General features: G+C 42.3%; 12 protein-coding genes and 1 pseudogene. 8 read left to right on the forward strand and 5 right to left on the reverse strand.

What is annotated here, in order from left to right; all coding sequences use genetic code 11:
• From IUZ65_RS07385 to IUZ65_RS07400, 4 genes are read left to right on the forward strand one after another with little or no spacing between them, the layout of a single operon-like run.
• Positions 1–1137 carry an ABC transporter ATP-binding protein gene (locus IUZ65_RS07385; protein WP_195703126.1) on the forward strand — a complete coding sequence of 379 codons (1137 nt, stop codon included), beginning with the start codon at positions 1–3 and terminating at the stop codon, positions 1135–1137.
• A 34-nt stretch (positions 1138–1171) separates the two neighbouring features.
• Complete coding sequence (locus tag IUZ65_RS07390) at positions 1172–3622, forward strand: PIG-L family deacetylase (RefSeq protein ID WP_195703127.1); 2451 nt, start codon at positions 1172–1174, stop codon at positions 3620–3622.
• A gap of 14 nt (positions 3623–3636) precedes the next feature.
• Complete coding sequence (locus tag IUZ65_RS07395) at positions 3637–4419, forward strand: GntR family transcriptional regulator (RefSeq protein ID WP_195703128.1); 783 nt, start codon at positions 3637–3639, stop codon at positions 4417–4419.
• A 41-nt stretch (positions 4420–4460) separates the two neighbouring features.
• Positions 4461–5336, forward strand: a complete 876-nt coding sequence (locus tag IUZ65_RS07400; RefSeq protein WP_195703129.1) for an N-acetylglucosamine kinase — start codon at positions 4461–4463, stop codon at positions 5334–5336.
• A gap of 230 nt (positions 5337–5566) precedes the next feature.
• On the opposite strand, the gene IUZ65_RS07405 is transcribed toward IUZ65_RS07400, so the two are convergent.
• A complete protein-coding gene (locus IUZ65_RS07405; protein WP_195703130.1) occupies positions 5567–6151 on the reverse strand; it encodes an FMN-dependent NADH-azoreductase in 585 nt (194 codons plus the stop codon).
• A 222-nt stretch (positions 6152–6373) separates the two neighbouring features.
• On the opposite strand from IUZ65_RS07405, the gene IUZ65_RS07410 reads away from it, so the two are divergent.
• The gene (locus tag IUZ65_RS07410; protein WP_229638006.1) at positions 6374–7174 is read left to right on the forward strand and encodes a LysR family transcriptional regulator; all 801 of its coding nucleotides are present in this window, start codon (positions 6374–6376) and stop codon (positions 7172–7174) included.
• 60 nt (positions 7175–7234) lie between these two features.
• Here IUZ65_RS07410 and IUZ65_RS07415 read toward each other — a convergent pair whose 3' ends face one another.
• Entirely contained in the window at positions 7235–8440 is a 1206-nt protein-coding gene (locus tag IUZ65_RS07415; protein WP_195703132.1) for an aromatic amino acid transporter, read from the reverse strand.
• Positions 8441–8937: 497 nt separating this feature from the next.
• On the opposite strand from IUZ65_RS07415, the gene IUZ65_RS07420 reads away from it, so the two are divergent.
• From IUZ65_RS07420 to IUZ65_RS07430, 3 genes and pseudogenes are all read left to right on the forward strand, one after another.
• Entirely contained in the window at positions 8938–9555 is a 618-nt protein-coding gene (locus IUZ65_RS07420; protein WP_231363609.1) for an alpha/beta fold hydrolase, read from the forward strand.
• Positions 9556–9604: 49 nt separating this feature from the next.
• Positions 9605–9895, forward strand: a pseudogene (locus tag IUZ65_RS07425) (RidA family protein); the annotation flags it as partial.
• Positions 9896–10470: 575 nt separating this feature from the next.
• Positions 10471–11730: an amino acid permease gene (locus tag IUZ65_RS07430; RefSeq protein WP_195705036.1), complete on the forward strand. Its 1260-nt coding sequence runs from the start codon at positions 10471–10473 to the stop codon at positions 11728–11730.
• 269 nt (positions 11731–11999) lie between these two features.
• Here IUZ65_RS07430 and IUZ65_RS07435 read toward each other — a convergent pair whose 3' ends face one another.
• The 3 genes from IUZ65_RS07435 to IUZ65_RS07445 are packed head-to-tail and all read right to left on the reverse strand — an operon-like array spanning position 12000 to position 14829.
• Positions 12000–12866 (reverse strand): ABC transporter permease, encoded by an 867-nt coding sequence (locus IUZ65_RS07435; protein WP_195703133.1) that lies wholly within the window; start codon positions 12864–12866, stop codon positions 12000–12002.
• An 8-nt stretch (positions 12867–12874) separates the two neighbouring features.
• Positions 12875–13717 (reverse strand): ABC transporter permease, encoded by an 843-nt coding sequence (locus tag IUZ65_RS07440; RefSeq protein WP_195703134.1) that lies wholly within the window; start codon positions 13715–13717, stop codon positions 12875–12877.
• Positions 13714–14829 (reverse strand): ABC transporter ATP-binding protein, encoded by a 1116-nt coding sequence (locus tag IUZ65_RS07445; protein WP_195703135.1) that lies wholly within the window; start codon positions 14827–14829, stop codon positions 13714–13716. The genes IUZ65_RS07440 and IUZ65_RS07445 overlap by 4 nt, the downstream gene beginning before the upstream one ends.
• Between the last annotated feature and the right edge of the window lie 15 nt (positions 14830–14844).

The raw sequence follows: 14844 nt of genomic DNA on the forward strand, positions 1-14844 counted from the left end.
ATGGCCGAAGTATTATTGAAAAATATCGCTAAATCATATGGTAAAACCGAGGTCATCAAGACTCTGGATTTATCGATAAAAGATCGTGAGTTTATTGTTCTTGTGGGCCCATCTGGATGCGGTAAATCAACTCTACTTAGGATGATTGCTGGTTTAGAAGAGATTACGCATGGCGAGCTGTACATTGGGAATCAATATTCCAACGAGGTTGAACCCAAAAATCGAAACATTGCGATGGTTTTTCAAAACTATGCACTTTATCCCCACTTGACCGTTAAAGACAATATGTCTTTTGGTTTGCGTGCTGCAAAAATGGATAAAAAAGAGATCGAAAAGCGGGTGGCTAACGCTGCAGATATATTAGGTGTGACTCATTTACTCCAGAGAAAGCCATCAGAGTTGTCTGGGGGACAAAGCCAACGGATCTCTATGGGACGAGCTATCGTTCGAGATCCCGAAGTGTTTTTATTCGATGAACCCTTGTCGAACCTCGATGCGAAACTGCGCGCTAACATGCGAGTAGAGATAAAAAAACTGCACCAAAGGGTGAAAACGACATCCATATACGTTACCCATGATCAAGTCGAAGCGATGACGCTTGCCGATCGGATTGTCATTCTTAAAGAAGGCGATATTCAGCAACTTGGCACTCCTATGGATGTGTACCACACGCCAGCTAACATATTTGTTGCCACCTTTATTGGGAATCCTCCGATGAATATCCTCAGTGGCACACTTAAGCGTGACACCGAAAACTGGTGTGTAGACTTGCCTGATTGCGAAAGTATTCCATTCCACGTGGAATACGATCTAGATGAATACAAAGACCTCGAAATTAAGCTGGGCATCCGTCCGGAAGATATTCGAGTACTTAAAGCTGACGAGCAAGCAAATGACCATGAAAAAGTGTATTGCGCACACGCTACAGTGGTTGAACCTTTGGGTGCTGATACCACCGTCTTTACGGAAGTCGCGGCTGTCGAGATTAAAGCGATAGCAGACGGTCGTCAGTTCATTCGTTCTGGCGATTCGATAAAAATAGCTTTTGACACAAGACATTTGCATCTGTTTGATGTTGTGACAGAGAAGCGAATTGTAGGGACACAAAACGAACGTGATCAAACGGCGTCAATGTAAAAAACAACTTAAAAGAATAGTTTGGAGAGAGATTGTGCATCTAACAGGTAATAAGCGGAAAAAACCCATTTCAAATAAAGTCGGCTTCACTGCTCCCGATTCACTGTGGTTACAAACGAATGCCCTCTCTGCAACGTTAACTTTTATGCAGACTGGCGCACACCCTGATGATGAAACCTCTCCGGCTCTTGCTTATCTGGCGAGAGAGGTTGGGGCTAGGGTCGTTTACTGTTGTGCCGTTCGGGGAGAGGGTGGGCAAAACAGTATTGGGTCGGAAAAAGAGACGGCCCTTGGTGTTCTGCGTACGAGAGAGATGGAGCAGGCTGCCTCTAACATCCCTATGGCGCTTTATTGGCTTAATACTGAGCTTGAAGGCGCTATTCGTGATTTCGGTTTTTCAAAAAGTAAAACGGACACGCTCAAACATTGGGGAGAAGAGAGATTACTGGAATCGTTAGTGCGGTCTATTAGAACGATCAAACCTAATGTAATTTGCCCTACATTTCTCGATGTAGAAGGGCAGCATGGCCACCATCGAGCGGTTACGGAGGCCACGATTAAGGCGTATACCCTTGCCGCAGAAAAAACAGCCTATCCAGAGCATCTAACGCAAGGGTTAGATATTTGGCAAGCAAACCAGTTACTTCTTCCCGCTTGGGGGGGAGGAGGAACCTGCTACGACGATCAAATCCCTCCACCATCAATGGACTTTACCCTTCCGACAGATTCTATCTTAAGAAAATGGAAAATGAGTTGTTTTCAGCTTGGGGAGGAAAGCCGTCAATTCCATCAGACACAGCAGATGGGGTTGGAATTAGATGCAAGTATTGGCGAAAAAGCACGCTTTCATATTGTGAGTAATTGCTTTGAAGCCAATAAAAATAACTGCTTAGGTGGTGGTGTTCCGCTCAGTTTGCACGCTTGGGCAGAACGGTATCATGAGCAACCTTGCGGGAAAGCAATAGCAAGACTCGCTCAACAGTGTGAGCAGATTAGGAGTAATTATCCTGATCAACAGCAGATGATATGCAACGTGATAACCGCCCTTGAAATAGTCGAGGACTTGGTTCCAACTGATCCCTATTTGAAAGAGCAACTGTTGATAAAAAAAACGCAGTTAATCTCTTTATTGGCGAACCTAGCCGATCTTACGTCTCGTGTTGAAATGACAACGGACCTTATGTGTTGTGAGCAACTTGTGCCCTTTACATATTCAGTGCTGAATAATGGCGTGCATGCGGTGAAAAACTTAACGCTGCGACTGTTTCAACAATCTGGAGAGCTTATCTATGAGAATGAGATTGGTTCTGTTGTTCGGGATGAAACGCTTACACATCTCAGTCAGTTTACAGCCCCTAAACGTATGTTCTTCCCCTATCAACAACGATTTATTGATGCATGTGATTACGGATCCTTATACGGCGAAATCAGTTTTCTTATACTGGGTGTAGAGGTCACGCAGAAGATAGCGATGCCAGCAACGATTGTTAGACCAAAAGTGAGCCTGCTTAGCGTAGAGCCGAACCGTTATCTCAATCTTAAAAAACGGCTCGATTTCGATATTTCATTGCAATTGAATTGTCTTGATAGCCGCATTCATTCACTTGATGTCTCGCCTACGTTACCGATAGGCTGGAAATCAGAGCCTTCAAAGATGACCCTTGATGTTAAGGAATCCACGAATCAAGACATCCAGTTCAAGATAATCACACCAGTAGGTACTGAACCTGGTCGATATGAAATTACAGTGGAAGCAAAAAATAATACAGAATGTTGGCGTTCAAGCTTCCAGACGATTCAATACCCTCATATCCAAGAGACGGGATTCTCGGTTCCTACAAGGGTGGTTGTGGAAGCGGTTGATTGTGAATTACCTTCATCAAAAATCGGGTGTTTCCTAGGGACAACAGACAATTATTTACGTCAATTGTCCTCATTGGGGTTTGAAATAGAACCAATAGATAATCTTAAGATGGACACATTAAATCGATTTGATGTCCTGCTAATTGGCAGTTGTGCCTTTGCTTCAATCAGCCGTTATCCGGCACTCAAATCGTGGGTCGAAAATGGTGGCCGTTTAATCACCTTGTACCATCGTCCTGATGATAACTGGCAACCCCCTGCAAAGCTGACCATTGGATCACCTTCGATGCGTTGGCGAGTAACTCAGGCGGATAGCCCTGTGATTGTGCTTCAACCTGATTCCGAGATCATGTTGGAGCCTAACCTACTCACGGATAGCACGTGGCAGCATTGGCGAAAAGAACGGGGTCTTTATTTTATTAAAGAATGGGGAAGTGTGTATAAACCTTTGTTAAGAATCTTTGATGAAGACGGTACCGAATTTGATGGTATATTACTCTATGGTTGCATAGAAAAAGGGCAGCATATTCACTGTTCTTTATCTGTAGGGCATCAGCTTGAGAATACGGTTTCAGGTGCAGCATCATTTGTTGCCAATTTGCTGAATAAAAAAGAAATGTAAACAAGGGTTTGGTAATGGATAAAATGTTCAATTCGACATTACTTGATGCACTGAAAGTGGACACATCGTCCCCTGGTATGCTCTATCAAAAACTGGCCAGCAATATAAAAATGGCCATTGAGAAAGGGATCCTGTCGGAGGGAGAGTTTCTTCCACCTCAACGAAATTTGGCCTCTGATTTAGATGTTTCTCGTATCACTGTTTCCAAAGCGATAGATGAACTTGCTAAGCAAGGCGTTGTTAAACTGATTCCGCGTCAAGGTGTTCAGATTGAACCCTACAACGACTATTCTCCAGTTCCGCCAAAATTGCATCTCTCCGATCAGTATAATTTTACCAAAGATATGCAGGCTAGAGACATGAAACCTTCGACCCACTGGATAACAAAAGAAAACTGCCTCGCCAGTACTCAAGAAGCCCTTGCGCTGGGTATTCCTCAGAACAGTCAGGTAGGGCATTATTGGCGATTACGTTTTGCTGACGACAAACCCCTAGCGATCGAGGTTGCTTGTGTACCTTCTAGCGTCATAGCTGATAGCGGTGAAGTAGACGATTCTCTGTATGATACGCTGAAATTTAAAGGCTCTTTACCAATAAGAGCGATGCAAACCATCACCGCCCGTCCTGCGGACAAACGTACCGCTAAGTATTTAGAGGTGCCTGAAGGGAGCGCTGTTTTGTATATCGAACGTAGAGGGTTTGATAGCGTTGATCGCTGTGTTGAATACACACGCTATTGGTATCTGGGTGACCGATATTGTTTCATTGCTGATATGACACTTGATGTGAATGAGTAACGCGTTATTGCAAGTAAACCAGAGAGGTTAATATAGGTATTATGACGTTGTATTTGGTTGGTGTGGATGGCGGTGGAACCTCTTGCCGAGCTCGGATTCGTACTCAAGAGGGGGTCCTTGTTGGTGAAGCAAAAAGTGGTAGTGCCAATATTCTGCTTGGTATTCAAGTTGCGATGCGTTCGATCATCGAATCCATAACTGAAGCAGCCTACTCTGGTGGTTTAAGCGAGTCAGTCTTTCCCAAAATGCATATTGGACTGGCATTAGCAGGAGCGGAGCAAAAATCGGCTTGGCATGAATTCATGAAACAACGTCATCCTTTTGCCAGCATGACGTTAAATACCGATGCTTACGGTGCGTGTGTTGGTGCCCATAATGGCGAGACCGGTGCGATTATGATCGCGGGCACTGGGTCTTGTGGTATTTTTCTTGAGAACGGAAAGCAACACGTTGTTGGAGGCAGAGAGTTTCCAATCTCGGATCAAGGGAGTGGTGCTATCATGGGCTTACATTTGATTCAAAAAACTTTGCTTTCTGAAGACGGCATTGGCGTAAAAACGCCGCTTACGGAGCATGTTATGGCGCATTTTAATCACGATGCAGATTGCATTGTTGAATGGTCTAAAAGTGCGCTACCGTGCGATTATGGTCAGTTTTCACCTGCGATATTTCGTTATGCGCAATCAGGTGATGAACTTGCTATTAGCTTACTAAAACAGACTGCCTGTGATATTGAGATGTTTCTTGTTGCTCTACACAAGAAAGGTGCAAACCAGATTTGCCTAATGGGGAGTATCGCCGAGCGAATCAAACTCTGGCTCTCACCACCCGTGCAGCAATGGATTGTTGAGCCACAATTTGATGCGATTGAAGGTGCGCTGATGTACGCGGGTAAAAAAGAGCACAATCTATTTTAAAAAGTGGGTGGTTTGCTGACAACGAATAGCGTTAACAAAGCGTTCATGTCTTTTATATCAAATCAGTGGGTCAATAATGTTACAGAGCTCTATAAGTCCACTTTTATTAGGTGGACTTTTTTAATGGTATGTCTAAGATTTCCCACGTTCATTTATTCATCCAGCAATTCGATCAGATATGGCGCAAATGGCCTAGTGGAATCACCCGCACTATTAATGTTGTTCACTGGTTAGGCTAGTGATTGTGTCATGGCTTCTATTTGATGTTGAATAGCCGTGTCTTTTTCTGGGGTGTATTTGTCGGCCTTTATTATCTGTACATTGGTGACACCGATAAAGTTTAAGCAGTAGGTTAACCAAGGCGTAAGAAAGTCGTTATCGGCACCAATTTCCGTACCGCCTGATGTGACTACAACATACACCTGTTTGTTTTCTAGCAAGCCAATAGGGCCATTTTCACCATATGAAAAAGTTTCTTGTAAACGAATCAGCAGATCAAAAAAGGCTTTAAATGACGCGGGCATTGAGAAATTATAGATAGGAATACCAATAACCCACACGTCTGCATTTTTAGCCGACTCTACGATGCGATTGGATGTATTTAGGTCCAATGTTTGCTCGGCCGTTCTCTCCTTCTCTGGCGTGAAATAACCTTGTATCATTGAGTCTGTTAAAAAAGGTAGCCCTGTCGCAACGTTTAATCTACTGATTTCAATATTTTTTTTCTTCGATAGACTATCGATGAACTGATTAGTGATTCTTCTGCTGTGGGATTGCTCGCCTCTTCCGCTTGAATCAATGTGCCATACTTTCATTTTGTGTCTCCTTTAAGATTATTCGAGTGCTTTCTAACGTAAATGTATTCGTCAGCATTTTTGTGTAGATCGCTTTGTATTTGATGGTTCAATAATAGGGTTCTGTAAAATAAAAAAAAGACCCAATTTTATGTTTATTTGTGCTAAATTTAGACCATGCATCATATTACGATTGAACAAATCCAATGCCTCAAAGCCCTTGTTGAATACGGGAGCTTTAATATGGCGGCTGAAAGGCAAGGCAAAGCTAAGTCAGCTTTGATCTATTCTATAAAGCGACTCGAAGAGCAATTGGGCTTTAAAGTCATTGAACGCAGTGGTTATAAAAGTCAGCTAACCGCCAAGGGAAAAGACTTTTTAGAGAGCTCAAAAAAGTTATTGATCGAATACGAACACTTATTAATAAAATGTTCGCAGCTCGAATCACACATAGAGTCATTTTTTCGGTTGAGTGTATCTGGTATCTATGGGATGGACATGGTTCATCCAGTGATTGCCAACGCGATGTCAGCCTTCCCTCAAACCGAGATTCAATTAGAGAGAGAAATTCTAAGTGGGGAGAAGATGCTCACGACAGGCATGGTTGATTTGGCGATTTTCGAGACAATAAAAAACAAGAAAGATCTCGATTATAAACAAATTGATGAAGTCAAAATGGTATTAACCGTTTCATCACAGCACCCCTTTTTAGATATCCCTGCATCTAACCGAACGATCAAAGATTTGTATAAATACCCTCAGATTATTCAAAGAAGTACGCTCCCTGATAGTGACTATAGCGTTGGTGTTCATACCGATTCGTTACAATGGAAAGTATCTGACACACACTCGAAACGTGACATCATCGTGCATGGCCTTGGCTGGGGCCGATTGCCACTGCCATTGATTAGTGAAGATCTAGAATCTGGGAAACTGATTCAGCTTGACTGGCTAAAAGATGATGATCTGGTGCCTATATATATTGCGAAGAGAAAGAACAGAATAAAGGGGAAAGTGGCCGAATTTGTTTGGGACTCATTCTAAGGTTAGTTGTTTAATTGAATGGTTAAAGAGAGGCTGGAATCGCCTCTCTTTATCTAGAACTTAACCCAGAGAAGGGAGGTAACCGACGGTGATCAAGAACTGAGCCGCAACAATTAATACCCCGAAAGACGAAACCAAAGCTAATGAAACGTTTCCACCCTTCACTTTGTACGTTCCTTCATAGCGGCTGTCCTTTCTTACTTTTTTTATCATAACAACAGGAAGAAATATGGCCAATACCGCGAGGGCAATAGCGGCATAACCTAGTGCCATAATAAAACCTTGCGGGTAGAATAAAGCAAAACACATTGGGGGTAAAAACGTCACAAACGCAGATAGCACACGATTCAGTTTGCCCTTGTTTTTATTTAATGAATCACCAAGGTATTCAAATAAACCAAGGCTAACCCCTAAAAAGGAGGTGAGTAGAGCAAGGTCAGCAAAAATTCCGATGATTTGATCAAGCTGGCTAAAGTGGATCTTGGTAGCCAAAGCAGAAATCAACGCACTCAATCCTTTGCTTTCAGACAATTCTTGCTGGCTAATGACGCCGAGTGTCATTATTTGCCAGAAGAGGTAAACAACTAGTGGGATGGCTGAACCGATCACTACCGCTTTTTTCAAAGCCTTAGTATCACCGTCTAGGTAATTTACAATCGCGGGAATGCTTCCATGAAAACCAAAAGAGGTAAATATCACCGGAATAGAGGCCACAATGAGCCCTTGTTGTAGAGGCATATTAAGAAGATAAGATTCAGTAACATTGGGCGCAAGGAAAAACAGTACGGTAACCATTGCCACAAGTTTGGTTGCAAAGAGAACGCGATTGATATGATCAACTGTTCGGGTTCCAACCGTAACAATAAAGGCGACAATAATGGTAAAGATAACCGTTGCTATCGATCCGTCGACTTCTATCCCTGTAAACTGAGAAATCCGTTCACCAAACTGAGCACCGCCTCCAGCGATATACGCTGAGCAGAGTGCATAAAACAGAAATAACATCGCAATGCTGGCAACCCATTTCCCCTTATCGCCCAAAAATTGTTTGGCTAACGTATGCAAGGTTGCATTCGAAGGCGCATGTTGATGCAGCTCTAGCATAAGTAGTGCGGTGTAAGTCATCAATAACCAAAGTACCAGCATTATGGTTAAAGAGGTTGGGAAGCCTATCCCAGCGGACGCTAAAGGAAGAGCAAGCATCCCTGCACCTATCGTGGTACCCGCGATAATCAAAGTACTGCCTAAAATCTTGGAATTTATCATTGTATATATTTCTTTACGGCTGTGAGTGTATGAATAGGTTTAAACACTGCTTGCAAGCTATTGCTTAGTCAGTATGAATGAGAGGGAAGGATTGTGTAGCATATCTGACAAGAGATCAAAGGAATGTGTAAAATATTTAATTGCTTTCTGTATGCAATTATTTACATTATGACAAGGGGTTAAATTTGATAGTTTTTGACATGTGATTAATGAGCATAACCATTGATAACGGCTATAGCCTGTTTTTGTGGGTCATGAAAAGTTGACCCCGCCTTTTCTAGTGAGGACAATACTTGGGCATTTGGTTTACGGGCTAGAATTTTTATTTAATAATACTTTTGCCCCTAAATTCTATTTATGCTGTAATCAAAAACCGTTGCACTCATCAATTTCGCGTCCACAGTGCGTATCAAATAGCCCTTAGCTATGCCGATGGTGCGAGACCGTCTATATGGTGAGGTTATTTGAATCATTGGTAATGATGAAGAGGATGAACAGTGGATAAAATTATAATATTGCATGGTTTATTTATGCATGGAATAGTGATGAAACCATTGTCAAAAAGATTGCAAAGGGAGGGTTTTGACGTTGAGATAATCAGCTATAACAGCCGAAATATTAATGTCGACCATTTGTTCGAGAAGATAGAAAGGGCTCTAAATCCATCAAAACCCAATATCATAGTAGGGCACTCGTTAGGTGGCTTGTTAGCCTTGTCGTTTTTAGAGAGTAAAAAACCTAGCTATGACTCCATTTCGCACTTAGTCACGCTTGCTAGCCCTCTGAACGGTTCTTCAATAGCTCAGCGGTTAGTCGAACTTAATTGTAGTAGGCTACTGGGAAATTCGATTCTATATGGCTTGGAGCCAACTTACCGGGTTTGGAGCGGAGAGCAAAAGGTGGGCTCTATTGCTGGCAATCTTCCTTTGGGAATTAGATCCGTTTTACTAAGGGACAAAGAGAGGTCTGACGGTACTGTCACCATTAATGAAACTAAGTTGCAAGGTATGACAGACCATGTAATGCTGGAAAGCAGCCATACCAGTATTATTTATAGCTCGAAAACGGCAAAGCAAATAAAAGCGTTCGTTCAACAAGATCAATTCATTCATTAATAAACCAACAACGACACACCCAGCAAAACTCACCGATACAACATTATATACATCAGGCCAATTACCAATTAATCCTAATACCGGAAAAATGTCGGAAGATGTCGGGGAACAAACCCGTCAATCATTATTAAATGTAGAAGCAATATTAAAGCAAGCCGGATTGGATAAAACTTATATTGTTAAAACAACCGTGTTTGTGAAAGATCTAAATGATTTTTCAATTATCAATAATGCTTACGCGGAGTTTTTTGGGGATAATTGCCCCGCGCGAAGTTGTGTAGAAGTGGCTAGACTACCTCTGGATGCCAAAGTTGAAATAGAGGTAGTTGCTACAAAATAAATAATTAGGCGCAATATTGTCTACTAATATTGAAGGATTGATAATACGTTGTCTGATCTCAATGTTGTTCATTAACATTGAGATTTTACGACTTAACGTTCCAATGTGTACACCCCTCCTAAAACAGTTGCATTTCCAATAGTCACGATCCTCTCTAGATATAGAATCTAAAATTAAAAATTCTGCAAAAATAAATATTTGTGATATAAATCACCATTAATAAATTTCAAAGCAGTGTTATCTATTGCTTAATGTGCGATCTGAAGCACATTAGTGAGTCGCAGGGTTTTCTTGTTTGTTATTTTAAATCAATACAAAGAATTATAGTTATGTATTTATCGACTAGTGATAATAATTTTCTCCCTCGAGCCGTTTTGGTGGAAAATTTGAAATTTTTTTCTCTAAAAATAGGCGTATTCTTCCTTCCGTTATCTAAATAAGAGCAATAAAATCAAGTACAAAAGTTTATTGCTTACTAATAAAAATCGAACCTTTCGGAGTCTACAATGACGGATATTATTAATACTGGATCGGATGCGTCAACCAGTAACAAAGAACCACATGAAATCGCAGGAATGACCATTCAAGAATGGAAGAACGCAACTAAGTTTGACAGCGTTGATATTGGTTGGATTGTTATGAGCATTGGCATGGCAATAGGAGCGGGTATCGTATTTCTGCCAGTACAAGTAGGTGTTATGGGGTTATGGGTTTTCCTACTTTCTTCTGTTATCGGCTATCCAGCAATGTATCTTTTCCAAAAACTTTTCATTAATACATTGGCTGAGTCAAAAGAATGTACCGATTATCCAGGTGTTATAACAGGATACTTAGGTAAAAACTGGGGCATGTTGTTAGGTGCGCTATATTTTGTCATGTTAGTCATTTGGGTGTTGGTATACTCGCTAGCCGTTACCAACGACAGTTCCTCGTATCTACACTCGTTTGGTGTTACTGAAGGTCATTTAAACGACAATGTGTTCTACGGTTTAGCGTTGATCTGCGTGCTATCTTTTATTGGCTCTAAAGGTGAAAAATTACTATTTAAACTATCAGGAGTTATGGCTGTAACCGTTTTATCATTAGTGGCGGTCATGGGTGTGCTCTTAATGGCAAGATGGGACATGGCAAATGTACCAGATTTTGGTCATTGGGGTTCTATGCTCAAAGATGCAATTATCACGTTACCATTCACTCTAACGTCAATTCTATTTATTCAATCTCTTAGCCCAATGGTAATCTCTTACCGCTCTCATGAAAAATCAATTGAAGTTGCGCGCTATAAAGCATCTAGAGCGATGAAAATTGCCTTCACAATTTTGTTCGTGGTTGTTTTCTTCTTTGCCGTTTCTTTTACGTTAGCAATCAGTCAAGAGCAAGCAGCGCAAGCGATGCACCAAAACATCTCTGCGTTGGCTATTATTGCTCAATATTTCCCAGGCAGTTGGGCAACAGTTGCAGGAATAATTATTAACATTTTCGCCGTAGTGACTTCGTTTTTTGGTGTGTTTTTAGCCTTTAAAGAAGCGTGTACTGGTTTAGCTATGAATATGTTATTGCGTAATCGTGATGAATCTAGCATCAACAAAGACTTAATCAGTAAATTAGTTGTCGTTTTCATTATTCTATTGGCATGGAGCGCAATCGCAATTAATGCGCCTATCCTATCATTTACATCAATCTGCAGCCCCGTGTTTGGCTTGGTTGGTTGTCTTATTCCTGCCTACTTGGTTTATAAAGTGCCGCACCTTGCAAAATACAAAGGTTGGGCAACGAATCTTATCATTATCACTGGTATTTTATTGTGTGTTTCACCAATACTTGCATTTATTTAATTATATCAATTGGTTAATAGTAATGCCTAAGCCAGCGATATATTATCGCTGGCTTCTTAGTTTTATGATTAGCTGGTGGCTGAACAATCAATTGAATCCGGTAGAGATAAAACGGTTACTTTTCTTAATACCTTTAAGCAATTCTGAAGTGTAGGTATGGTAGTCAAGGGAAGAAAGTCGATGATGTCTTACTTGCGGACTATTTTAAGCTGTATCGCCTCGTTATCGCAGGTAGCTGTGATAACGAGGCGATCGTTGGTCATAATGCGTCAGGACTTCGTTTGCTGAGCTTTATGTTGAAACCATGTATACAAACCAGCAAGTACGGTAGATCCTAGCATCAATGCTACTGAAACCGCATTGACCACAGGGGTTGTACCTTCTCGTACTCGTTGAAACATCTCGACCGTTAATGGTGAATCGGAGCCAACTAGCATCAAAGTAGTATTAAAATTTTCGAAGGACATTAAAAAACCGACGATAGCAGTACTAACCAATGTTGGGCGTAAAAACGGTAAGGTAACCGCGTTAAATGCTCTCAATGGTGTCGCACCCAAATTGAGCGCCGCTTCTTCTAAGCTAGGATCAAATCGTCGATAACGAGCCAATATAACAAGCGTTGTGATGGAAGTGATGAACGCAGCCTGACCTAATACAACCAAAATCAACCCGGGCCTGGCCCATTCCCATTCCCATGCCCAAACCTCATCGACCCAATTTGCCATCGTACTGGATGTGACTAAAATAGAGACACCTAAAATGACACCGGGGATCACTAAGGGAACCAACATCAATACGGAAAGAAGTTCTTTGTAGCGGAATTGAAATCGAACCAGTAAGTGTGCATTGCTGAGCCCTAAAAGCGTTGACACTAGGGTTACCCCCAGCGCGACTTGAACACTTGTGAGTACACTAGACAACAAATTTTCATCGTTAAAAAGACCTACATAGGGTGCACTATCACCCACATACCAAACGGTACTCGCGCCTTTCCAAGGCAGTGATGGGTAAGCGGCGTCGTGAAAGGAAAACACCACCACCACTACCAAGGGCAGCAGTAAAAAGACAAAGAATATTGCGATAAAGCACTGGTAAATTTTCTTTCTTGAAGTGTTAAATGGTACTGAAGGGATCATATATTCTCCTAGCGTCCTACAGTGGACTGTAAAGACTGGCCACTGATCTTCAACCCGATCCACACCATTACCGATGACAACAATAGTAGCAGTAATCCCAATGCAGAACCTTGCTCCCAATTAAAGCGCGTAATGAACTGAGTGAAGATTTGCTCGGTGAACCATAAGCTATCTTTGCCCCCCATGAGGTTGGGTATTAGGTAGTTTCCTAGGCTGAGCATAAAGACAATAATGCATCCCGAAACAATGCCGGGAAGAGCATGAGGAATTACGATATCTTTTAAAGCAACCCAACGACTGGCACCAAGGTCGAAAGCCGCTTCAATGTGGCTATCGTCTAGGCTGTCTAGCGCACTGACCAGAGGCACCACCATAAATAGCAACCCGTTGTAGACGAGCCCCATGATGATGGTGTAGTCATTGTATAAAAATTCGATGCGCTGTTCGGTAAACCCTACCCACATCAGGGCGTTACTCAACAGCCCTGATTCACGAAGGATGATCATCCAGCCATAGGCACGAATCAGTTCGCTGAGCCAAAATGGCAGGATGCACACCATCAATAAGATGAGCTTATTGGCTCCGGTCGCCACTTTCGCAATGTAATAAGCCACTGGAAAGGCAAGCAGTAAAGTAAACACCGTTGCTAAAATTGACATCCAAGCGGTCCGAACAAAGGTATTCCAGTAAATGCTGTGCTGAAAAAAGTTGTTAAAGTGCTTAACTGTCCATCCATCGCCTCTATTGGAGAACGCCAATTCGACTAACTGAAGATGTGGAATCACTATCAGCATTAATAGCCATACGATAGCGGGTGTAAGGAACAAAGCGAGTGTCCATTTTTTGCTCATTCGGAGATCCCTAATGCTATAGCCTGACTAGGGTCCCACCTCAGTTCCACAGCGATGTCTTCAGATCGTTCTGTGCGCTGTTTTGACTGCAGGTCGTTTAGTTGATTTGGGGTAATAGACAACCGAAGATCACCGAGATTAGTAGAAACAATCGCGCCACTGGCTGCACCATCAAACAATAACTCTTTGAGCTTGCCTAATATGGGTTCGCCATCGATGGGATTGTTGCTCATGGTGAGCGCTTCAGGTCGAAGATATATCTTAACGGTTTGGTTGGTTTTGAGCGCGGTTTGGCAGCAGGAGCGTGGTAATGTAAGCGCCACATCGTTCTGACTGACAACGGACAAAGTGGATGACGTCATGTCTACAACTTTGGTGACAATGGTATTATTTTCGCCTACAAATTCTGCAACGAAGGGCGTAGATGGTCGCATGTACAACTCGCTCGGCGTTCCAATTTGCTCGAAGCGACCTGCGTTCATAACCGCGATTCGATCCGACATCATCAAGGCTTCACTCTGATCGTGAGTGATGTAGATAAATGTCGTGCCAAAGGCTTTTTGCAAGTGTTTGAGTTCAATTTTCATCTGCTCGCGAAGTTTTAGATCTAATGCGCCTAACGGCTCATCCAAAAGTAGAACTTTTGGCTCTAACACTAATGAACGTGCTAACGCTACTCGTTGTTTTTGTCCTCCGGACAATTGGTGAGTTCGCTTAGTTCCGCTGCCGTGAAGATCAACTCGTTGAAGAATGTCTTGCACTTTGACTTTAATTTGGTCGCTATTTTCACCACGTTGTTTTAAACCAAACGCGACGTTATCAGCAACGCTCATGTTGGGGAATAATGCGAGATGTTGAAACACCATGTTAAGGGGTCGTTTGTTTGGCGGTGTGTCGGTCACATCGTGTGAATTGAGTACAATGCGGCCGTGGCTTGGAGACTCAAACCCCGCTAACATACGCAGTAGCGTTGTTTTACCGCATCCTGACGGACCAAGTATTGAGAAAAACTCACCGGCGTGAATGTTCAGTTCTAGGTTGTGCACAGCTGTGAATTGCTCAAACTGCTTTCCTAACTCATGGCATTGTAGAATGTAATCGGGCTGGGGCATAAATAAGTCGTCGAT

Source organism: Vibrio sp. VB16 (assembly GCF_015594925.2).
GTDB lineage: Bacteria > Pseudomonadota > Gammaproteobacteria > Enterobacterales > Vibrionaceae > Vibrio.